Here is a 21,212-nt window from a genome sequence, read left to right as displayed (position 1 = left end):
GCCGAGATAGACAGGGTTATTTCCCGATTACGAGCGATTTATGTCCAGATACGAGACGTCTACGAACCTGATCAGAATGTCGGCTTCAGGGCGTTGTCTGAGAGCAACAATATCGAGCAGGACTCCATCAGTGATTGGGGCTATTCACGTCCTGCAATACGGCAAACCGATGCAACATATAGGCGTTTGAGGGTTTCAACAGAGCCGATTGAGTCTAAGGTTGGCAAACTATTAGAAAAGTCAGTTGCACCCACAATTAGAGTAAGAGTGGAGAGAATTATTACAAAAAATGTGAACGAAGCTTGTAAAATCCTGAAGCCTTGATTTTCTAGGTGGTGGTACCGATCGATTTGCCGGTCTAAATCTGAACCAATATCACGAGATGGAGACATTTGGGATGCCTGTCGGAGACATATTGCGAGGCACTATAAATCACGCTACGCTGACACGCAGGAATAATTGATTGCCCGTCGCCCTTTTCCGGGGTTTCAACCTGTTCGAGTGGTTCGGAAATCACACCACTGGACGAACCACCGGATTCCTTCCACAACATCCCGGCCAACGAACCGTGACCAGCCAAGCCACCAACATCGACCCAACGAAACCGACCACCCCGAATCACGCGTATTAACAGTATTATCACCAGCAGAACAGACACACGAATATAGACGGACATGAAGGTGAAACTGAAACATCCAGACCCAGCCACCATACTATTCAGAAATTCGACACGAACTAACCAGAAGGTAGCCAGGTTCTACGCGCCGATTCCGGCCCCTACTGTCAACCGCCCTGAGGTAACCACTCCATAGTTAGATAGGTGACTCCCCAAGAGATGGTATCTCGTGGGGACGGGGACTCACGAGATCGTCGCCGACAGGAATTCCACACCTCGACGACGTCGAACCGTTCCGTTCAACCCCAACAATCCCCGACGGACCCACTCCCCCTTCCGGGTCCTTCTTATTATCACGCTCGTGAGCGCACGCCAGGAGTTAGGAGTGAAAACAATACTCAGGATTTTATGACCGGGGGCGGAAAATCGGCTGACTATGGGTCCCTTTGGTCCCCGACGAAACCGACGAACCGACCGTCGACCGCGCCCTGACGCGGTCGTCGAAGCTCCGACGACGAGGACAGACCGGTGAGCTGGGCGAGCCGTCTCACGGCGACCGCCCTGGCACTCCTGCTCGTACTCGCCGCCGCAACGGGTGGCGTCGCCGCCAGTCCGCTGCTGCAGGAGGAGAGCGACGACGACGACGGTCTCCCCGAAGCCGAGGACGCCTACGTCACCGAGGAGGGTGACGTGGTGCTGATGTACCAGAACGACTCCGAGGGGAGTCAGACCGAGTTCGGCATCGACGTGAGCGAGAGCGTGCTCCACGCGCTCGTCGTGACGAACGCGACCGAGACCGACGCCACCGGGCAGGCCACCGCGGTCATCGACCCTGACGGGATGACGGCCAACGGCTCGCTCGTGGCGCCGACGCCGGCGAGCATCACGTCGATGACGCTCGACGCGACGGCCGAACAGACCGACGAGAACGCGGCGTTCGACGCCAGCCTCCAGGCGACGCTCAACGACTCGAACACGGCCGCGACCGGCATCATCACCGGCGCAGAAGCCTCCGGGAGCGTCGAGGTCGCCCCCGACACGTTCACGGCGTCGGGCCAGTTCAACGCGAACCTCCGCAGCGCGCTCGGCGACTCGCAGCACCAGCAGTTCTCGGTGCGGGAGACCGAGAACGGCTACACGCTCGACGGGTCGCAGAACTACACCCTCAGCTCCTTCGCGCAGGACCGCTGGAGCACGCGAGCCCGCGCCGAACAGAGTCTCGAAGCGCAGTACAGCTCTCTCGCCCAATCGCTCGGCGGGTCGAGCGACGTGACGCTGGAGTCGTACGCGTACACCGAGACCTCCTCGGGTGCGCGGCTCGACATCGCGTTCACCGTCGAGTACACCGGCATCGACGAGGGGGTCCAGCAGCAGATTTCGGCCTCGCTCGTGAACTCCGAGCAGTACAACCTCACCGAGGCGGAGGCGCAGGAAGTGGCCGACAGCGTCGCCGAGCTCCACGTCGACGAGGTGAGCCTCCGGTTCGACCAGACGCCCGAGTCGGTCTCCGGTGAGTTCACCGCACGGCTCTCCGAGTACGACGGGGCGATTCGCGCGGCGATGACCGTCGCGAGCTCCGTCGACACCGAGGAGAACGTCCAGCTCGCCACCCAGCTCGACCGCGTCGAGAAGACGCTCGACGCCCGACAGGAGTCGGGGCTGATCGAGACGTTCACGTTCGACGTGACCGTCGACTCGCCGTCGTCGTCGCCGACGACCGTCGAGGCGAGCGTCGACTACCGGACCGAGAACTGGGCGGCGTACCGCGACGCGCTCGACGCCCGTGGCATCGACACGGCGAACGCCGAGTACGAACTCCACGCGGAGACGCAGGGCGAGGAGGTCGTCGTCGACGCCACCGCGAGCATCCAGCAGGAGGATCTCCTCCAGCGCACCTCGAACACGCTGCTCAACTCGACGAACGCCTCCGACACCGAGACGCGGCGCTTCATCCGCGCCTTCCAGGACGCGAAGCTCCGGAAGGCGAAGGTCGACGTCGACCTGACCGAACAGGAGCTCAGAATCGAGGCCGGTGCGGCGTTCGAAGACCTCACGTCGCTCCGCGAGGCCATTCGCGCGTCGACGGACTCGAACCTGAAGATCGCGAGCATCGTCGGTCGCACCGAGGGCGAGCAGGTCAACACCTACGTCAGGCTCGACGGGGCAGTGAGTGCCGACGCGACCGAAGCGGACGTGCGCGCGCTCGGCCCGGTCGGTGCGAACACGACCGTCCACCTCGCGGGCACCTACAACCAGACGTTCCCCGAGCTGGACGTGGATGGCGCCTACGAGTACCTCGGCATCCCGCAGGACCCGGCCGCGGGCGGTGCCGGTAGTCAGAGCGGCAGCGGGAGTTCCGGCACCGACGGCGCCGGTCCCGGGTTCGGCATCGGCCTCGCGGCCGTCGCGATGCTCGGTGCAGCGCTCCTGCTCGCCCGCCGAGACGAGTAACCGACTCGACCCACTTCTTTCGACGCTATTTGACGTGACCGACAGGTAGGGCACTTCCGGTCAGCGTCGGAAAATACCGAGTCGGAACGCGAGTCGGTTACTCGCGCTTCGCGCCGGGGTTCGTCACGGCCCCGTTCGCCGCCGACCCGAACGACTGGCCGTACTTCGCGAGGACGCCGGTCGAGTAGTTCGGCTCGGGCTGTTCCCAGTCGGCCAGGCGCTCGTCGAGCTCCTCGTCGGTGAGGTCGACCTCGATGGAGCGGGCCTCGATGTCGATGGTGACGGTGTCACCGTCTTGGAGCGCGGCGATGGGGCCGCCGACGTACGCCTCGGGTGCGGCGTGGCCGATCATCGGCCCACGCGTGGCGCCGGAGAACCGCCCGTCCGTCAGCATCGCCACGTCGTCTTCGTGGCCGGCGCCGACGACCGCCGCCGTCACGCCGAGCATCTCGCGCATCCCAGGGCCGCCCTGCGGCCCCTCGTTGCGGATGATGATGACGTCGCCCGACTCGATACGCCCCTCCTGCACGTACTTCATTGCACCCTCCTCGTCTTCGAACACGCGGACCGGCCCCTCGTGGAACCACTTGTCCTCGCCGGTCACCTTGAGGACGGCACCGTCGGGCGCGAGGTTCCCCGTGAGGATCTTGATGGCACCCTCCTCGTGGAACGGATCGTCGACGGGCTTCAGGAAGTCCACGTCGATGTCGTCGTCGTTCGGAAGCTGGCCCGTCGACGCCAGATACTCGACCTCCTCGGCGAGCGTCCGACCGGTGACGGTCATCGCGTCGCCGTGCATGTAACCACCGTCGAGGAGACGACGGATGATGACCGGGACGCCGCCAACCTCGTGGAGGTCGTTCATGACGCGCGTGCCACCCGGTTGCAGATTGGCGATTTTGGGGGTGCGCTTGGAGATCTCGTCGAACGCCTCGATGGAGAGGTCGATGCCGGCTTCCGCAGCGAGCGCCAAGAGATGCAGGACGGCGTTCGTCGAGCCGCCGAGGGCGACCTGCACGGCGATGGCGTTCTCGAAGCTCTCTTTCGAGAGGATGTCGGAGGGTTTGCGGTCCTGCTCGACGCACTCCAGGACGAGTTCGCCCGCGCGCTCGGCCACCTCGTACCGCCCGGGGTCTTCGGCGGGCGGGCTCGCGGAGCCGAGCGGCGCCATACCGAGCGCCTCCGAGATCGAGGCCATCGTGTTCGCGGTGAACATCCCGCCGCAGGAGCCCGCGCCGGGACAGGCGTCGTGTTCGAGTTCGACGAGTTCGTCCTCGGTCATGTCGCCGGAGGAGACGGCGCCGACGCCCTCGAACACGTTCTGGACGGTCACCTCGCGTCCCTCGTGTTGGCCGGGCATGATCGAGCCCCCGTAGAGGAACACGGAGGGGAGGTCCGTGCGGATCGAGGCCATCATCATCCCGGGGAGGTTCTTGTCACAGCCCGCGACCGTCACCAGCGCGTCCATCCGCTCGCCGAACGCGACGAGTTCGACGGAGTCGGCGATGACCTCCCGGCTGATGAGCGAGGCCTTCATCCCCTCGGTGCCCATCGAGATGGCGTCCGAGATGGTGATGGTGCCGAACTCGATGGGCATACCGCCGTGTGCGTCGACGCCGTCGATAGCCGACTGCGCGACGTCGTCGAGGTGGACGTTACACGGCGTGATATCGGCGGCGGGGTTGGCGACGCCCACCATCGGGCTCGCGAGGTCCTCGTCGTCGAACCCCATCGCGCGGAACATCGCGCGGTGGGGCGCTCGCTCTGGGCCTTCCGTGACTTCCCGCGAGCGGAGGTTCTCGGGTTTTTCCGGGGTCGCCGAGTCGTCTCGCTCCGGAGGTTCCTGCTGGCTCATACGAAGCCGTTGTCGCCCGGTGGCTTAAGGGGTGGCGACCGGACAGATGTTGCTGGCTCGTCACCAGCCGTCCGTCCCGCGTGCGGCACGGTCACGTCCCGGTCGGCGCTTGGCCGGCCCGACTCGTTCGTAGAACGCTGTCGCGTACACGTGGCCGACCGTCGTGGCGACGGTGCCGCCGACGAACAGCAGGAGGAGTGCCGTCCCCCCGAACGACCCCGCAGCTTGCGGGTTCTCGATGATTCCCGCGAGACCGACGTAGAGCCCCGGCCCGACCGCGACGAGCTTGACCACGCCGTCGACGAGGCCGAAGCCGAGTGCTGCCCGCAGGTTCGACCGCACCCGCGAGTAGCTCTCGCCGAGCGACTCGAAGACACCGTGGCCGTCGACTACCGCGGGCGCGACGAGCGAGAACGCCAGCGAGACGGCGAAGGCGACGACGGCCAAGAGTGCGAACACCACGACGTCGCCGGCCCCGAACGCGGGCGTGCCGCCCTCGACGAGCGTCACGAGCGCTGGCTTCAGCGCGTCCCACGCGAGTAGCCCGGGAACCAGCAACACGAGGAGGCTCGCGATGCCGGCGAGCAAGTACGCCGCGAGTACTCGCAGGACGTTCGACTGCGCCCGGTCGAGAAAGCTGGCCCGGGGCCGGTCGTTCCGGAGGGAGACGAGCGCGACGCCGACGATACCGGCGGTGACGAACGGGCCGACGAACAGGTCGAGCAGGGCGGTGAGACCGCTGTCGGCGGCGGTGTCGAGCGTGGAGACGAACGCGGCGAGCGCACCGGCGGCGAACAGCCACGGCGCCGTCCGAAGTACGTCCGTCGCGTCGCGGAGGGACTGGAGTGCGGGCACAGGTTCGAGCGAACAGGCCACCGACAAGTGTTTTCGGGCCAGGCGAACCGACGCCGTTTTGCCAGCCCGGGGCGAGCGTTCGGGTCCGATGGCCCCCACTGACCGCTTCGAGAGCACCGAGGCGTACTACGCCCGCTACCGCCCCGGCTACGGCGACCCAGCCATCCAGTACCTCGTCGACCGGTTTGCCCTCGACGCCGACGCCAGAGTACTGGACCTCGGCTGTGGCGCTGGCCAGCTCACCGTCCCGCTCGCCGCGCACGCGGGCGAGGTGGTCGGGATGGACCCGAACGAGGCGATGCTGGCGCACGCACGCGATCGGGCGACCGAAGCCGGTGTCGACAACGTCGAGTGGGTGGTTGGCTCGGACACCGACCTCCGAGAGGGTGCAGACGTCGGGCCGCTCCGGCTGACGACGATAGGCCGGGCGTTCCACTGGATGGACGGCCGTGCGACCGTCGACTACCTGCAGGAGCGTACCGAGTCGGACGGCGGCGTGGCGATCCTGTCTGACGAGGAGTGGCTCACACACGGCCGGGACGACTGGCAAGCGATCGTCCACGCCGTCGCCGACGCGTACGTCGACGACCAGCCCGAACGCGAACATCCGGACGACATCGAGTACGAGGACCCGTGGGACGAACTCCTGTCCGAACGAGGGCTCGTGGACGTGACGAGCGAGCGGTTCCCGACGGCACGCGAGTGGACCGTCGACGAGATCGTGGGCTACTGTCTCTCGCTGTCGTTCTGCTCGCCCGCGGTGCTGGGCGACGACCGCGAGGCGTTCGAGACCGACCTGCGGGCGCGACTCGCCGAGGCCGGCGACGAGCCGTTCGTCCAGCACGTCGAAATCGAAGTGCTCTCCGGACGGGTCCCGTAACCCACCGCGTCGTCGAGTTGGGGCACCGACCAGGGGGCGTGGCAAGTATTGTCAGCACCAGCAACGAATATCAAGGCTTAGATACCGGCGCGCAGACCGCTCGGTATGACCGACGACGCGCTGGGGAACATGCTGGCCCAGATGGAAGCCGCCGAACCGTACGCCGACGTCGACGAAGGCGTGTTCGAGCGGCTGAAACACCCCGAACGCACCCTGAAGGTGTCGCTGCCCATCGAGCGCGACGACGGGAGCGTGGAAGTGTACGAGGGGTTCCGGTGCCAGTTCGACTCCGCCAGAGGCCCGTACAAGGGCGGCATCCGCTACCATCCGGGCGTCTCGATGGACGAGGTGACGGCGCTCGCGGGCTGGATGACGTGGAAGACCGCGCTCGTCGACCTCCCCTACGGCGGCGCGAAGGGCGGGGTCGTCTGTGACCCGACGGAGATGTCTCGTCGAGAGCGCGAGAGCCTCACCCGACGATACACCGAGGGCATCCGCCGGATGATCGGCCCGGACGTCGACGTTCCCGCTCCCGACATAAACACCGGCCAACAGGAGATGGCGTGGCTGATGGACACCTACTCGATGTACGGCGGCTACGTCATCCCCGACGTGGTGACGGGCAAGCCCATCGAGGTCGGCGGGACCGCGGGGCGCGTCGAGGCCACCGGTCGGGGGGTCGCCATCACCACCCGGCGCATGTTCGAGTATCTCGACCGCGACCTCGACGGCGCGACGGTCGCCGTGCAGGGGTTCGGCAACGTCGGCTCCGTCACCGCGCGCCTGCTCTCCTCGATGGGCGCGGACGTGGTCGCCGTCTCCGACGTCTCGGGCGGGGTTCACGACCCCGACGGCCTCGACGTGATGGACATCGAGCGCTACATCTCGGAGAACGGTGTCATGGCGGGCTACGAGGACGACGCGGCCGCCGACGCCATCGACAACGACCACCTGCTCCGACTGGACGTGGACGCGCTGATCCCGGCGGCCATCGAGAACGTCATCACCGAATCCGTGGCCGAGGAGCTCCGCGCGGACCTCGTGGTCGAGGCCGCGAACGGCCCGACGACCGTCGCCGCCGACGCCGTCCTCCGCGAGCGCGACGTCCCCGTCCTCCCGGACATCCTCGCGAACGCCGGCGGTGTCATCGTCTCGTATCTGGAGTGGGTCCAGAACTCCCAGCAGTACAGCTGGAGCCTCCAGGAGGTGAACGACGACCTCGAACTCAAGCTCGCCCGCGGCTTCGACGAGATGCTCGACGCCTACACCGCCCGCGAGACGCCGGACCTCCGGACCGCAGCGTACGTCGTGGCCCTGGAGCGCGTCGGCAAGGCCCACGAGATACGCGGGCTGTTTCCGTGAGGTAGGATGCCTGTTCGACCGGGGTCACCCCTCCACGCCGTCCGATTCGAGGGACGACACCTCGACGTGGCCGACGCCGACCGGGAGCACCCGCGTGAACGAGCGGCCGTCGAGCGTGACCGTGACGGTCATCGAGCGCGGGGCAACCGCCGTCAGCCGGTCGAGCCGCACGTTCGGTTCGCCGACGACCTCGCCGTCGCTGTTTCGCGTCACGGTGTGGTCGACGGTGACCACGAACCCGAACAGCAGCGCCCGGAGCCCCGATCCGACGCCCTCTATCGGCTTCTCGAGTCGGTCCTGAACGACGTCGAGGACGGTGTCTGCTGCGAGTTCTGCACACTCCCGCCGTGCCCACCTGTCGAACGGGTCGGTGTGGCCGCGGTCGCTGACCTCGTCGGTCGCGTCGAGATACGTGACAGACTCGTCGGTGACCGTTCGCGAGAGGGCCACCGGCTCGCCCGTCGCGCGCGACATCTCGTCCGTCGCGACGATGTCCGCTCTCGTCGCCTTCCCGACGGCCGTACCGCCAGCGAGCGTGCCGATCGCGCCACCACCAGCGAGCAGGAACTGCCGACGGTTCATCACGTTCTGGTTGCTGGGGACACCGAATAGGTTCCTCGGAGCATCAAAGAGCCGTTTGAGCGTGCAGACGGCTGAAAGGTCGCCTCAGTTGTACTCGCGCCACCGGTAGCCACAGTCCTGGCACTTGAAGAACCGCGTGGGGGGCTCGTCGGCGGCACCGGTCTGCTTGATAGTGTACCACGCCTTCGTGTGCCCGCACTTGTCGCACTTCACGTCGCTCGCGGTGGGTTTCCCCTCGAAGTTCGCCTCCTCCGACGTCTCGATGACGTCGCTGTCGTCCTGCGCTTCGGTGGAGGTGTACTGCTCGCTGAGAGACTCGTCTTTGGGGACCCTGTGGCCACAGGACGAACAGACCATCTCGTCGCCCTGGGCGTGCATCATCGACCCACACTCGTCGCAGAACTGCATACTCGGACTGCGAGGCGCAGGCTGAAAAAGCCTCAGCCATCACCTGTTGTCATTGCGGCGACTTCCGTCGGACTCGCAGCGCTCGTCCGACGACGTTCACGCGGCGAGGCCGCGCTCACCACGTCAGTCGTCGCCGGTTGTCACGACGGCGACCACGTCAGTCGTCGTCCGGGGTTATTCCTCGTCGCTGGACGACGACCGGACAGTTCGCCACCTGGAAGTGTTCCATGTCGACGAGTTCACGGATTTCCGTGCCGGGGTTGGTACAGCGCGTCTCCGGCGGCACCGAGAAGTGCTCGCATTTCTCGCAGTACGCCCGCTTGGGGACGATGTGTTCCTCGGGCTCCGTCTCCACGTCGGGCCGCTCGCCACCACCGGAGAACGTCTCGATGGACTCCGCCTCGCTGAGCGCCGCCCAGGTCGCCTCGTCGTCGACATCGGGGACCTCGACTTCCGTGAACAGGTCGTCGACGTCGACCTCTGTCGCCGTCTCGGGGTCGGCGTCCTCCAGTTCTGCGAACGGGTCCGTCTCGAGGTCGACGTCGTCGAGCTCTGAGAAGGGGTCGTCGTCGGAATCGCTGCCGTCGGAGTCGTCCGTCATTCCCCACGCTCCTCGTCGCCAACGAGCGTCGGCTTCGTTCGGAGAGTACCCTGATCGACGATGTCGTGGATCGGTTCCCGGCAGTGTGGACACGCCGGCTCCGGGAGGAGCGAGACGTGCGCGTCCTCGCCGCAGGTGGCACAGGTCGCCGTCTCGTACCCCTCGCGAGCCGCGAGTCGCTTCAGTCGCAGCAGCCGCTCGCTCGCCTGTCCGTCCATCGCCGACTCGACGGGGTCCGCCCCGTCTACGGCCTCGTCTAACGCGTTCACCTTGCGGCGAAGCGCGACGAGCGCGTGGGCGACCGTCGAGAGCTTCGTCTGGACGTCGTCGAGCGCCGCCCCGGACGGGGCGGCGCGCTCCCCACCCTGCGTCGCCGTCGCGTCGAGCGCCTCGATGCGCTCTGCGAGCGCCGTCACCCGTTCGTCGAGGCGGTCGAACGCCTCGTGCTCGTGGTCGCTGGGTGCACGCCGCTCCGCGATGTTCTTCACCTGGACGACCCGCTTGCGGACGTCGTCGAGACTCTCGCGGTGCTGCTGTTCGAGTCGGTCCAGTCGTCGTTCGAGCGCCGCCGTCTCACCCGCCGGCACGAACTCCTCGTCGCCGGCCGTCGCCGCGACCTGGTACGCGGAGAGCAACCGCCGGAAGAGCTCCTCGCGGTCGAGCCCGAGCTCGTCGGCCCGCGCGTCGAGCCAGGCGTCCAGGTCGTCGGGGAGACCTGCCGACGCCGTCCCCCCGTCTGTCGGCTCGCTCGCCATTACGCCACCTCTACCCTCGGTGGAAAGTTAAGGGTTCGCCTGCTGGGTGGCTGCTTATCGTATCTTCCGCACGTCGCTGATGTCGAAGCCAGCTTCGCCGATCTCGGTCTCGAACCGGACGATGTTCTCGTCCTCGATGCGCGAGAGGACGCCACGGAACTGGCGGACGACGAGCGTTCGAGCGCGTGTGGAGCCGCCGGACTCCCACTCGAACATCAGGGTGCCGTCACAGGCGTCGATGAGTTGGCCGTGTTCGCGGTCGGTGAGCGTCTCGTGGTTGAGATGGACGAGGATGAGTCCGCCCCAGTCGTACGCCGCCCGGGAGATGCCCTTCAGCAACTGGGGAATGTCCGTCCACTCGAGGTCGTCGTCTGCCGCGCTGATGAGGTCGGTCAGCGAGTCGATGACGACGAGGCTGTTCGTCGCGTGTTCCGAGAGGACGGTGCCGAGCGCCTCCGGGACGCTCGACCGCTCCTCGGTCGCGTTGCCGAGGTCGCTGATCGTGCCCGTCCGCTCGGAGTACCAGTTTCGCGGGACCGGCGAGAGCCGGAAGTACTCGGACGAGAGGTCGTGGAAGTGGAGCCCCGGCGACGACTCCTCGATGATCTCCTCGTCGAACGCCAGCGACATCTCGCGTTCGAGCCGGGCCCGTTCCGCGGTGAACGAGACGTAGTGAACCGACTCGGGGGACGTCGCCCTCGGCGAGAGCGAACCGTAGTAGAGGTCGAAGAGGTCGGGATCGGTGTCGGCGAGAGCGTTCATCGTCGCCGCGGTGTACATGAACTCCCGAGCGCCGGCGCCCGCCTCGCCGGAGAGCAGGACGACGCTACCGGGCGGCGCCCCGCCGTCGATGGTCGTATCGAGCCGGCGGATGCCGAACGGAATCCGGTCCATACCACCCCGTTCGGGTCCCGTGCCTTAAATCTCCGTCTCCGCTCCCGCGGCGACACACACCCGCGCCACGCACTCGATGCGGCCGCCCCCGTCGGTTACTCGATGCGGGCCCCCCGGTCGGCCGGGCACGCCAGGAGCACCTCGCCGTCGACCCCGACCCGGTCGAGCGCTGCCGTGGCTGCCTCGCACGCTTCGGCGGCGCGGTCGATCGTAGTCAGCCCGTAGACGGCCGGGCCCCACGACGACTGCCCGACCCCGCCGACCGCGTGTGACTCGCGGAGTCGCTCGACGAGTTCGCCTGCCGGCGGCCGGTAGACGCCGCCCTGCTCGTCGGCGTACCACGCACCGTTGAGTCGGCCGAACGCCGCGAGCGCCCCGGCGAAATCGTCGAACTGCCCGGCGGCAGCCGCCGGGAGCAGCCGGCGGACCAGTAGCGTCGCCAGTTCGTCGGCGATGCCCGGGTCCGCGCGCTCGACGACCGACCGCATCGACGCATCCTCGTCCTCGCCCGAGCGACCGGTCGTGGCCTCGGGCAGCACGACGAGGAACCGCCAGTCGTCGGGGAGCGTATGTCGGGCGACGACGGGCGGGACCGTCCACGCGCCGTCGGCGGGCCGGTCGGTGGTAAACCGCTCTGTCGGGTGGCCCGCGTCGACGACGAAGCCACCGGCCTCGAAGCCGGCGACCCCCACCCCCGAGCGCCCCCCGCGGCCGAGCGCCGGGGCGCGTTCGCGGACCCGCGGCTCGTGGTCGTACGCCCCGGCGATGGCGGCGAGCGTCGCGAGCGCTAACTGCGTGCCCGACCCGAGTCCGACGTGCCGCGGAAGGGTCTCCTCGACCGTGACGGCCGCCCCCGGGACGTCGAGCACCTCGCAGACACGACTGGCGTACTCGGTGACGAGCGGGTCCGGGCAGTCGACTCCCTCCGTGGGGTGCGCCTCGACCGTCACGCGCGGCTCCGCGAGCGCGACGCCCACGCCACCGTAGAGGCGCTCGTGGGCCAGCGAGAGGTTCTGGAAGCCGGCGTGGAGCCGGGCTCCCGCGGAGACGCGTGTCACTACGTGGTCGTCTGTGTTGCCACCCTATTCGGGTTTCGACGCCGGTAAGACTCGGCATCGGTACGAAGGCAATCGCGTCCTTCAAACGCTTCCCGGCCACACACCCAGCAATGACCGACGACTCCGACGACGCCCACGAGTGGCAGGAGCCCGACCGCCACGAGTTCGACCACGACCCGCTCGGCCACACCGACGTCTGGGGCGGGATGACCGTCGGCGAACTCGTCGAGGAGTACGGCGAGGCCGGCATCGGCGCCGCCGCGGTCCACGAGGCCGCCGACGTCTACGCCGAGATGCTCGCGGACGACGACTGCACGGTGTTCATGAGCCTCGCAGGCGCGATGGCGCCGACCGGGATGCGAAGCATCGTCTCCGAACTCATCCGCGACGGGCACGTCGACGCGCTCGTGACGACCGGCGCGAACCTCACGCACGACGCCATCGAGGCCATCGGGGGCAAACACCACCACGGCGCGGAACACGCGGACGACAAGACTCCACAGGAGCACGACGAGCAGTTGCGCGACGAGGAAGTCGACCGCATCTACAACGTGTATCTCCCGCAGGAACACTTCGCGCTGTTCGAGTCCCACCTCCGCAGCGAGGTGTTCCCCGTCCTCGAACAGGAGGGGACCGTCAGCATCGAGCGGTTCACGCGCGAGCTGGGGAAGGCGAACGCCGCCGTGAACGAGCGGGAAGCCATCGCGGAGGACGCAGGTATCGCCGCTGCCGCCTACGAATCCAATGTGCCCATCTACTGTCCCGCCGTCTCGGACTCCGTCCTCGGGTTGCAGGCGTGGATGTACTCACAGACCTCGGAGTTCGCGCTCGACGCGCTGAAGGACATGACGCCGCTGACGGACCTCGCGTACGAGGCCGACCGCGCGGGCTGTCTGCTCGTCGGTGGCGGCGTCCCGAAGAACTTCACGCTCCAGACGATGCTCGTGACGCCCGACGCGTACGACTACGCGGTCCAGATCACGATGGACCCCGCCTCGACCGGCGGGCTGTCGGGCGCGACGCTCGACGAGGCACGGTCGTGGGGGAAGCTGAAGAAGGAGGCGCGGAACGTGACGGTCCAGGGCGACGCGACGGTGTACCTCCCGCTGCTGGTGGCCGCGGCCCGCGAGCGCATCGACGGCTGAATCGCGCCGGGAAGGCTTCACTCCGCAGCCGACTCGAACCCCGGCGGAAGCCCGAGGTGTTTGATGGCGGTCCGGTCGGTGATGTGGAACTCGACGAGTTGCGTCTCGCTCGCACCCATCGCCTGCTCCAGCGCGTCGGGGCGGCCCGCTACCTCCATCACGTCCTCGACGGCCTCGCAGTCGGCCTCCGAAACCGCCTCGATGGTTCCCGTCAGGAGGACGCTTCGCCAGTTGAACCGCGTCTCGGCGCGGTAGACGAGGAACCTCGCGGCCTCGGCCTGCTCGCTCAACTCGGCCTTCCGGCTCTCGTCGCCGAGGACGTAGAGGAAGTAGAGCCGGTCGTCGCCGTCGAACCAGAACGACATCGGGCGCATCGACGGCGCGCCGTCGGTCGGAAGCCCCAACACCCCGACGCTCTGACTCGACAGGAACCCCCGAATCTCCTCATCGGTCATCGGAACCATGCCGAACTCGCGGAGCGCCTCGGTGGTCATACCGTAGTGTTGGAGCTTGACAGTCATTAACGTGGCCGGCAAGTCCCAGTATCCGGGACGACCGTCCGTCGAGCGGTCACGACTCGCCCGTGCGGCCGGCTCTCGGCGGCTCACGGCCCCGGTGGGCCGACTCTCGGCAGCTCACGACCCCGATGGCGTCACGATGCGGTCGACGAGCACGAAGACGGCGCTCGCAGTCAGGATGGTCGCGAGCGTGAGCAGGAGCCCCGTCGTGGCGGGCGCCGGGGCGTACAGGAGGTGGAAGAACGGCAGGTTGTGCCCGGGGCCGAGCGCGAACGCGAGCGCGGCAACGGCCACCGCGAGCGCCCCCCGGCGGCTCCGAGTGACGACCCACCCGAGCGCTGCCCCCGACAGCGTCGTGACGAGGAGGAACTCGACGACGAACCGAGCGGCGATGGTGGGACCGTCGCCCGCCGCTCGGCGGACGCCGTCGACGACCGTGAAGTACGGCTCGCCCGCCCACGCGACGACCAGCGACGGCGTCAACACGAGTATCGCACCCCCAGCGAGCGCCACCCACCGGCCACCGAGACTCGCGGGGAGGTGGGACTCGACGCTGCGGTACGCCCAGTTCACCGCCACGCCACCGACGACCGCGGCGACGATACCGAGCGGAGCCACGAACCAGATGGGGAGGATCAGGACGGCGTGGACGGTCAGGAAGACGACGAGCCCCGCGGCGCCGGCGGCGACCCCAGGGGCGTACGTCGCGAAGCCGGTGGCGCTGGCTCGCTCCGCTCCGGTTCGGGTCCCTTCGACCGTCCCGAGCGAACGGTCGCGGTGCGACAGGTCCATAGCTCCGGGTCGTCGGCAGCCTCGCGGTCGCGTCGGCACCGCCACGCGCGGTCGGCTACACGAACCCCTACTATTGGTTGCGTAACAAGATAGCTGTATCTCGAACCCTGTCCTGGCGCGGGGAACGGGGCGTCACTCGTCGCGGATGAGCGCGTCGTCACCGTGCCGCTCGCGCAACTCGCGCAGGTACTCGCGCTGTGCCTCGATACGGGGCGTCGGCTCCGCGAACACGTCGGCGAACATCTTGTCGGGGTCGGGGTCGAGCGAGTCGAGCGTCGCGACGGCCTCGGCGATGGCGTCCTCGATAGCCTCGCCGATGCGCTCGTCGGTCGCGTCGTCGAGGATGTCCTCGCGGCGGAGGTACGCCTCCAGCCGGTCGATGGGGTCTTTCTGTTTCCACGCCTCGACCTCGGCCTCGTCGCGGTAGGCGTCCGGGTCGTCCGCGGTGGTGTGTGCGCCGTAGCGGTACTCCAGCGCCTCGATCATCGTGGGCCGAGGGTCGCCGCTCTCGGTGTCTCTGGCCTTCTCGAGGGCCACACGCGTCACCTCGTAGACGGCGAGCGGGTCCATCCCGTCCACCTGGACCCCCTCGAAGCCGTAGGCGTCGGCTTTCTGCGCGAGCGTCGCGCTCTTCGTCTGGTCCTCCCGCGGGATGGAGATGGCCCAGCCGTTGTTGTGACACATGAACACCGTCGGCGTGTCGAACACGCCCGCGAAGTTGAGCCCCTCGTGGAAGTCACCTTCAGAGGTGGCGCCGTCGCCGAAGTGGCAGACGAACGCCTCGTGGTCGTTCCCCTTGAGTTTCGAGGCCCACGCCATCCCCGTCGCGTGCGGGATGTGGTCGCCGATGCAGATGTTCAGCGGGAAGATGTTCGCGTCCGCGAGCACCGCGTTCCCCTCCTCGTAGCCCGCCCAGTAGTGGAGGTACTCCGGCGGAAACCCGCGGGTGAGAGGCGCGGCGTGCTCGCGGTACTGGTAGAAGACCCAGTCGTCGTCCGAGAGCGCGTACATCGAGCCGAACTGCGCGCCCTCCTGCCCCGCCATCGGCGAGTAGGTACCGATGCGGCCCTGCCGCTGGAGGCTCACCATCCGCTCGTCGAACCGGCGGCCCAGTCGCATGTCCCCGTACAGCGAGAGCAGTTTCCCATCCGAGAGCGTCGGCTCGTAGTCGTCGACGAGCTCCCCCTCGGCGTCGAGCAGTCGAACGGGGTCGTCCGGCGCCCGGTCGAGCAGCGTTCGTCTGTCCATACCCGTCGGATGTAGCCACCCCCCATAGCCCTAGGGGCCACCAACCATTTCAGACAGCCGCCCGAATCATGAGGTGGAATGTCCGAATCCAGTGTCTTCGCGGAGTTGCAACGCGAGATGCAGGAGACCGGAACCGACCTCAAAGCCCTGCTGCAGGAGGCGAAAGGCGGGGACAGCTCGAAATCGGAGCTGACGCGCGAGCTCAAACAGGAGGCCGAGTCGACCGGACAGAGCCTCAACGAGTTGCTCGACAGCGTCAAACAGCGCGCCGAGGAGAACGGCCGCGACGTGACCGAGCAGCTGAAAGTCGAGTACGAGTCGTTCACATCGAACTGAGCCCGAAGCGTTCTTCTCTCGCGTCGCGTACACTCGAGTGGCCGATGACGAGGCGACGGGCCGAGCCGGTCTCGGCAGCCGGCGGTGACGAGCCCTATGAGTGCCGAGGCCGCCATCTTTGACGGTTCACGCCGTCTCTAAGGGAATTTAGTTGTGTCCAGTCCCCGCAGGCCCTCAGCGGACACGCGGATGCGGAGTTAACAACGTTGCCGAGCGATCGTACGCCATAGCCGCCGGACCTTCCGACCGGGTGCGAGAAACCGCGGAGGCGCGCGGGGACTCTTGCCAGCAAGTGCATCCCAAACGTATTCGACGTTCGCGCGAGTACGTTCGTACGCATGGTTGCTCAGTTCACCGACAAACACCTGGGAAAGCGGGTAGTCGACCAGAACGGCATCGAGGTCGGTACCGTGAACGACGTACGGAACGGTGACCTGTACGTCGAAGTCGGCCCGGACGCCGATTCGGAGACGCTCTCGGAACTGAACTGGGACGGAACGGTGAACCAGCAGGTCCATCACTTGCCCGACCAGTACGTCTCGAACATCACCGACACGACCGTTCGGCTCAACGTCTGATAATCAATCGCTACGATAGCAGCCAAATATTGATTAGCGTACGCCGGCATAGTCGCTTCAATCGAGTTGAGGACATTATTTTCGACCAGGTCACAGATATCGGAGCGGATTCCGACTCTTCCGGGACCAGCCTCCGGACTCCGGTCACCTGGTTGGTTCGGTGGGTGCTCCTGTCCGGGGATCGACGAGTGCTCGCATTTCTCGCGGAGGTCGTCATCCTGTCGGTGCTGTTGACGGTCGGAACCGTCTGGGAGTTCGAGATGGAACGGCTCGTCACCGAGACGCGAGCGGTTCAGGCCCTGTTCAACACGCTGTTAGGCGGGATCATCCTCTTCGTCTCGGTCGTCCTCTCGATCAATACTGCAGCCCTCGCTCAGGAGTTCGCTCCCCTCCAGGTCAAACTGGCCAGCATCGAGGATTCTATCGATTTCCAGATCGAGCTGGAGGAACTCGTGGAGGACGGCATCAGTCCGGCCGGGCTACAGCCATTTCTCCAGTACGTTATCGGGGCGATCCATTCCGAAACGGAATCGCTCCGGACCACCGATGGCTCGACGACCGACGAGCAAGCGCGGGCGAACCTGCTTGCCCTCGTCGACGATATCGACATACGATTGTCCCAGATCGAGAGGCGCATCCGGCAAAGCGACCCTCGAGTGTCGATCGTCCTTTTGAGCACGCTCGATTATCCCTACGCCCGCCACATCAACGTGACTCGCCGCCTGAAAGCCACCCACGGGGATGCACTCACGGAATCGGATCACGATTCGCTCGCGACACTGCTCCGAATACTCACGATCCTCGCGTCCGGTCGAGAGTACTTCACGACGCTATATTTCAAGCGGGAACTCCGGAACCTATCGAGTGCCCTCCTCATTCTCTCGCTCCCGGTCATCGTCTTCACGTCGTACGTTCTGCTCGCGATGGATGCCGGCCTCTTTCCGCAAACGACGGTCCCAGGAGTCGGATCGCGACTCCTCTATGTCAATCTCGCGTTCGTCATCGCACTTTCCCCGTACGTCCTTCTCAGTTCGTACATGCTTCGCATGCTTACCGTCTCGAAACACTCCCTCGAATCGACGGTGTTCACCCTCAAGGCCGATGACGAACCGGAGGTCGCCCGGTAGGACACCCGACCTACAACCAACTGACGGAACGAACCCGGATGACGTCTCAGTCGATGAAACTGAAACGAAACGAGCGGACCCTATAGAGCCGCTAAATACATTCACTATGGATAGATTGTGAGTCGTGAGTGCCGAGGCCGACCACTATTGACGGTAGACGGCGTTTCTGCGGGCATCCGGTCGTAGCCCCGGTAGGCATAGGCCCCGGTCAAGTTCTCGCCGAAGAGGCAGACACGGGTTTATCAACGTTGCCGAGTAATCTCATTGTATGGCCGCCGAAATTTCCGACCGGGTACGAGAAATCGCGGAGGCTCGCGGCCTTCCCGAGTCCGAGGTGTTCGAGCGGGCACTCGAACGCGGTCTCGAAGACCTGTGGGAGGACGTCGTCATCGCACAGTACCTCGACGGCGAACTCGACCGCGAGGAGGCCATCGAGTACGTCGGTCGGACGAAAGTCGAGCGAGCGGACCGAGAGCGCGCGGTCGTCGAGGATGACGTCGACTGGGGCCTGAACGCGTGACGCTCGTGGCTGTCTCGGACACGGGACCGCTCATTCATCTCGCCGAAATCGAATCGCTCGAACTGCTCTCGACGTTCGACACACTCCTCGTTCCAGAGACGGTGTACGAGGAAGTCGAGACCGGTGGTGTTCCGGGCGAGTTGGCCGACATCTCGTACGAACTCGTCGAAGCCGGTGAGAGCCGAGTCGGAGCTGAAGAACTGGACGCCGGAGAGCGCGCCGCGATTGCGGTCGCTGACGAGCGGGGCATCGTTCTTCTAACCGACGACCTCGCCGCCCGGGAGGCAGCGTCCGACGCGGGCGTCGAAGTGCACGGCTCTCTCGGCGTCATCGCGCTCGGGTACAGCCGCGGATTACTTGATCGAGACGAGGCGGCGTCACTCATGCGGGCACTCCAGCGTGAGACGAGTCTCTTCGTGACCGAGGCAGTCGTAGAGCGCGGCATCCGGATGCTGGACGAGGAGTGACAGGACGAGCAGACGCTATAGCCACGCTGACCTCATTCACTGTGGATAGTTCCCGAGTCGTGAGTGCCGAAGCCGACAGAACGAACCGTTTTTCCGCCGGTACTCGGATGCGACGACATGGACCGGCTCCGCGACTCACTGCACGACGCACCGATAATCGACAAGGACGGCTACGAGTACCTCGTCCACCCCATCTCGAACGGCGTGCCGATGCTCGAACCCGCCCTCCTTCGAGAAGTGGTCATCGGCATCACGCAGGTCGCGGACCTCGACGTGGACAAGATCGTCGCCCCCGAGGCGATGGGCATTCACATCGCCACCGCGCTCTCGCTCCAATCGGACATCCCTCTCGTCGTCATCCGCAAGCGCGAGTACGGGCTCGACGGCGAGGTCGCGCTCCACCAGCAGACCGGCTACTCCTCCTCGGAGATGTACATCAACGACGTCGAACCCGAGGACCGCGTGCTCGTCGTCGACGACCTGCTCTCGACGGGCGGGACGCTCGCGGCCATCTGCGGTGCGCTCGACGACATCGGCGCCGAGGTCGCGGACATCGTCGTCGCCCTCCGGAAGGTGGGCCCCTCCGCACTCGACGACGTGGACCACGAGGTGACGAGCCTCCTCGACATCACCGTCGAGGACGGCGATGTCGTCGTGCACGACTGAGAAAACGCACGTTCATGCATACTTTCACCCAACGGTCGCCGCCGATACGCGAGAACGCGAAACAATTATGTCGGAGGGTCGGGACGTCGCGCCCATGACGGAGGGTGAAATCGACATCGAGTACGGGCTAGACGAGCAGCCGCCACCGCTGAAGGCGGCGCTGCTGGGGCTCCAGCACCTCGCGGTGATGATCGTCCCCGCGACGGCCGTGGCGTACGTCGTCGGCGGGGCTGTCGGCCTCGGCGGCGGCGACCTCGCGTACATCGTCCAGATGGTCCTACTGTTCTCGGGGCTGGCGACCGTCGTGCAGGCGTACAGCGTCGGCGCGGTCGGGGCCCGCCTCCCCATCGTGATGGGGACGAGTTTCACGTTCGTCGGCGCCTCCATCAGCATCGGGTCGTCGGCCGGCTTGGCGACGGTGTTCGGCTCCATCCTCGTCGCCGGCTTCCTCGTCGAGGGGCTCATCGGCTGGCAGTTCAAGCGCATCGAGTCGTTCTTCCCGCCGCTGGTGACCGGCCTCGTCGTCGTCATCATCGGCCTCTACCTGATTCCCGTTGGGATGGACTACGCCGCGGGCGGCCCCACGGCCTCCGACTACGGCGCCGTCCACCACATCGGCCTCGCAGCGCTCGTGCTCCTCATCGCGGTCGTACTCAACACGTTCACCGACGGCATCACCCGCCTGCTCAGCACGCTCATCGGCATCGCCGTCGGCTACGCCGGCGCGCTCGCACTCGGTCTCGTCGACTTCGGGGCCGTGGGAGCCGCTGCCTGGGTTGCACTCCCACAACCCGGGAAGTTCGGCTTCGCGTTCGATCCGGTCGCCATCGTCACGTTCGCGTTCCTCTTTCTGGTCTCCGCGATGGAGACCGTCGGCGACATGTCGGGCATCACCGCAGCAGAAGGCCGCACCCCCAGCGACGAGGAGTTCCGCGGGGGGCTGTTCACCGACGGCCTGCTCTCCTCGCTCGGTGCACCGTTCGGTGCATTCCCCGTCACGTCGTTCTCCCAGAACGTCGGCATCGTCAACTTCACGGGCGTCATGAGCCGCCACGTCGTCGCCATCACCGGCGGGATGCTCGCGCTCCTGGGGCTGAGCCCGAAGGTCGGCGCGCTCGTCACGACCATCCCGCAGGCCGTCTTCGGGGGCGCAGTCCTGCTGATGGCCGGCATGGTGGCCGCCAGCGGCGTGCGGCTCGTCTTCCTCCACTGCGAGATGAACCGCCGAAACATGACCGTCATGGCCGTCTCGCTCGGCCTCGGCCTCGGCATCGCCACCCGCCCGGACGCCATCTCGGGGCTGCCTGCGGCCGCCCAGACGTTCTTCGGCCAGCCGGTCATTCTCACGGCGCTGTCGGCACTCCTGTTGAACACGTTCGCGCCCGGTGACCAGAGCCCGCTGTTCGACGCACCGGAATCGCCGGACGAGATCGGCGAGCCGGTCGCCAGCAGTAGCGACGACTGACTGCGAAAACGGGCCACAAAACCAGACGGTGAC

At 66.5% G+C, this 21,212-nt stretch carries 22 protein-coding genes; 11 read left to right on the top strand and 11 right to left on the bottom strand.

The features are described from left to right. Window positions 1-1,144 precede the first annotated feature (1,144 nt). The gene (locus NL126_RS13255; protein WP_255195355.1) at window positions 1,145-3,067 is read left to right on the top strand and encodes a PGF-CTERM sorting domain-containing protein; all 1,923 of its coding nucleotides are present in this window, start codon (window positions 1,145-1,147) and stop codon (window positions 3,065-3,067) included. Between the two features lie 97 nt (window positions 3,068-3,164). Here the strand turns inward: NL126_RS13255 and ilvD are convergent, their stop codons facing one another. Both ilvD and NL126_RS13245 read right to left on the bottom strand, forming a co-directional pair. Next, the gene (gene ilvD, locus NL126_RS13250; protein WP_255195354.1) at window positions 3,165-4,922 is read right to left on the bottom strand and encodes a dihydroxy-acid dehydratase; all 1,758 of its coding nucleotides are present in this window, start codon (window positions 4,920-4,922) and stop codon (window positions 3,165-3,167) included. Between the two features lie 60 nt (window positions 4,923-4,982). Continuing rightward, the gene (locus NL126_RS13245) at window positions 4,983-5,777 is read right to left on the bottom strand and encodes a DUF7847 domain-containing protein (RefSeq protein ID WP_255195353.1); all 795 of its coding nucleotides are present in this window, start codon (window positions 5,775-5,777) and stop codon (window positions 4,983-4,985) included. A gap of 88 nt (window positions 5,778-5,865) precedes the next feature. On the opposite strand from NL126_RS13245, the gene NL126_RS13240 reads away from it, so the two are divergent. Continuing rightward, window positions 5,866-6,657: a class I SAM-dependent methyltransferase gene (locus NL126_RS13240; RefSeq protein WP_255195352.1), complete on the top strand. Its 792-nt coding sequence runs from the start codon at window positions 5,866-5,868 to the stop codon at window positions 6,655-6,657. 105 nt (window positions 6,658-6,762) lie between these two features. Next, entirely contained in the window at window positions 6,763-8,019 is a 1,257-nt protein-coding gene (locus NL126_RS13235) for a Glu/Leu/Phe/Val family dehydrogenase (RefSeq protein ID WP_255195351.1), read from the top strand. A gap of 24 nt (window positions 8,020-8,043) precedes the next feature. Here NL126_RS13235 and NL126_RS13230 read toward each other — a convergent pair whose 3' ends face one another. The 6 genes from NL126_RS13230 to NL126_RS13205 form a co-directional block, all read right to left on the bottom strand. Then, window positions 8,044-8,601 carry a hypothetical protein gene (locus tag NL126_RS13230; RefSeq protein ID WP_255195350.1) on the bottom strand — a complete coding sequence of 186 codons (558 nt, stop codon included), beginning with the start codon at window positions 8,599-8,601 and terminating at the stop codon, window positions 8,044-8,046. Between the two features lie 84 nt (window positions 8,602-8,685). Further along, window positions 8,686-9,009, bottom strand: a complete 324-nt coding sequence (locus tag NL126_RS13225; RefSeq protein ID WP_255195349.1) for a transcription factor S — start codon at window positions 9,007-9,009, stop codon at window positions 8,686-8,688. A gap of 157 nt (window positions 9,010-9,166) precedes the next feature. Further along, a complete protein-coding gene (locus NL126_RS13220) occupies window positions 9,167-9,610 on the bottom strand; it encodes a DUF8135 domain-containing protein (protein WP_255195348.1) in 444 nt (147 codons plus the stop codon). Beyond that, window positions 9,607-10,365 (bottom strand): hypothetical protein, encoded by a 759-nt coding sequence (locus NL126_RS13215; protein WP_255195347.1) that lies wholly within the window; start codon window positions 10,363-10,365, stop codon window positions 9,607-9,609. The genes NL126_RS13220 and NL126_RS13215 overlap by 4 nt, the downstream gene beginning before the upstream one ends. Window positions 10,366-10,419: 54 nt before the next feature. Next, a complete protein-coding gene (locus NL126_RS13210) occupies window positions 10,420-11,259 on the bottom strand; it encodes an RAD55 family ATPase (RefSeq protein WP_255195346.1) in 840 nt (279 codons plus the stop codon). 95 nt (window positions 11,260-11,354) lie between these two features. Further along, window positions 11,355-12,317 carry a beta-ribofuranosylaminobenzene 5'-phosphate synthase family protein gene (locus NL126_RS13205; RefSeq protein ID WP_255195345.1) on the bottom strand — a complete coding sequence of 321 codons (963 nt, stop codon included), beginning with the start codon at window positions 12,315-12,317 and terminating at the stop codon, window positions 11,355-11,357. Between the two features lie 110 nt (window positions 12,318-12,427). Here NL126_RS13205 and NL126_RS13200 point away from each other — a divergent pair, with 110 nt between their 5' ends. Continuing rightward, window positions 12,428-13,462, top strand: coding sequence for a deoxyhypusine synthase (locus tag NL126_RS13200; RefSeq protein ID WP_255195344.1), 1,035 nt, complete (start codon window positions 12,428-12,430; stop codon window positions 13,460-13,462). Window positions 13,463-13,479: 17 nt separating this feature from the next. On the opposite strand, the gene NL126_RS13195 is transcribed toward NL126_RS13200, so the two are convergent. The 3 genes from NL126_RS13195 to pdhA all read right to left on the bottom strand — a co-directional run bounded on the left by NL126_RS13195 (window position 13,480) and on the right by pdhA (window position 16,020). Further along, window positions 13,480-13,956 (bottom strand): pyridoxamine 5'-phosphate oxidase family protein, encoded by a 477-nt coding sequence (locus tag NL126_RS13195; protein WP_255195343.1) that lies wholly within the window; start codon window positions 13,954-13,956, stop codon window positions 13,480-13,482. Between the two features lie 141 nt (window positions 13,957-14,097). After that, window positions 14,098-14,772, bottom strand: coding sequence for a hypothetical protein (locus tag NL126_RS13190; protein ID WP_255195342.1), 675 nt, complete (start codon window positions 14,770-14,772; stop codon window positions 14,098-14,100). Between the two features lie 132 nt (window positions 14,773-14,904). Next, window positions 14,905-16,020, bottom strand: coding sequence for a pyruvate dehydrogenase (acetyl-transferring) E1 component subunit alpha (gene pdhA, locus NL126_RS13185; RefSeq protein WP_255195341.1), 1,116 nt, complete (start codon window positions 16,018-16,020; stop codon window positions 14,905-14,907). Between the two features lie 78 nt (window positions 16,021-16,098). On the opposite strand from pdhA, the gene NL126_RS13180 reads away from it, so the two are divergent. The 7 genes from NL126_RS13180 to NL126_RS13150 all read left to right on the top strand — a co-directional run bounded on the left by NL126_RS13180 (window position 16,099) and on the right by NL126_RS13150 (window position 21,179). Next, window positions 16,099-16,356 (top strand): hypothetical protein, encoded by a 258-nt coding sequence (locus NL126_RS13180; RefSeq protein ID WP_255195340.1) that lies wholly within the window; start codon window positions 16,099-16,101, stop codon window positions 16,354-16,356. 338 nt (window positions 16,357-16,694) lie between these two features. Further along, the gene (locus tag NL126_RS13175; protein ID WP_255195339.1) at window positions 16,695-16,934 is read left to right on the top strand and encodes a DUF8593 domain-containing protein; all 240 of its coding nucleotides are present in this window, start codon (window positions 16,695-16,697) and stop codon (window positions 16,932-16,934) included. Window positions 16,935-16,963: 29 nt separating this feature from the next. Beyond that, a complete protein-coding gene (locus tag NL126_RS13170) occupies window positions 16,964-18,061 on the top strand; it encodes a DUF7972 family membrane protein (protein WP_491536948.1) in 1,098 nt (365 codons plus the stop codon). 268 nt (window positions 18,062-18,329) lie between these two features. Next, window positions 18,330-18,581: a hypothetical protein gene (locus NL126_RS13165; RefSeq protein WP_255195337.1), complete on the top strand. Its 252-nt coding sequence runs from the start codon at window positions 18,330-18,332 to the stop codon at window positions 18,579-18,581. Further along, window positions 18,578-19,048, top strand: coding sequence for a PIN domain-containing protein (locus NL126_RS13160; protein WP_255195336.1), 471 nt, complete (start codon window positions 18,578-18,580; stop codon window positions 19,046-19,048). The genes NL126_RS13165 and NL126_RS13160 overlap by 4 nt, the downstream gene beginning before the upstream one ends. A gap of 117 nt (window positions 19,049-19,165) precedes the next feature. Continuing rightward, window positions 19,166-19,714, top strand: coding sequence for a hypoxanthine/guanine phosphoribosyltransferase (gene hpt, locus NL126_RS13155; protein WP_255195335.1), 549 nt, complete (start codon window positions 19,166-19,168; stop codon window positions 19,712-19,714). A 94-nt stretch (window positions 19,715-19,808) separates the two neighbouring features. Beyond that, window positions 19,809-21,179 (top strand): uracil-xanthine permease family protein, encoded by a 1,371-nt coding sequence (locus NL126_RS13150; protein ID WP_255195334.1) that lies wholly within the window; start codon window positions 19,809-19,811, stop codon window positions 21,177-21,179. The last annotated feature ends 33 nt before the right edge of the window (window positions 21,180-21,212 follow it).

The organism is Halorarius litoreus (genome assembly GCF_024362405.1).
Classification (GTDB): Archaea; Halobacteriota; Halobacteria; order Halobacteriales; family Haloarculaceae; genus Halorarius; species Halorarius litoreus.
This window is presented reverse-complemented; position numbering and strand designations above follow the sequence as displayed.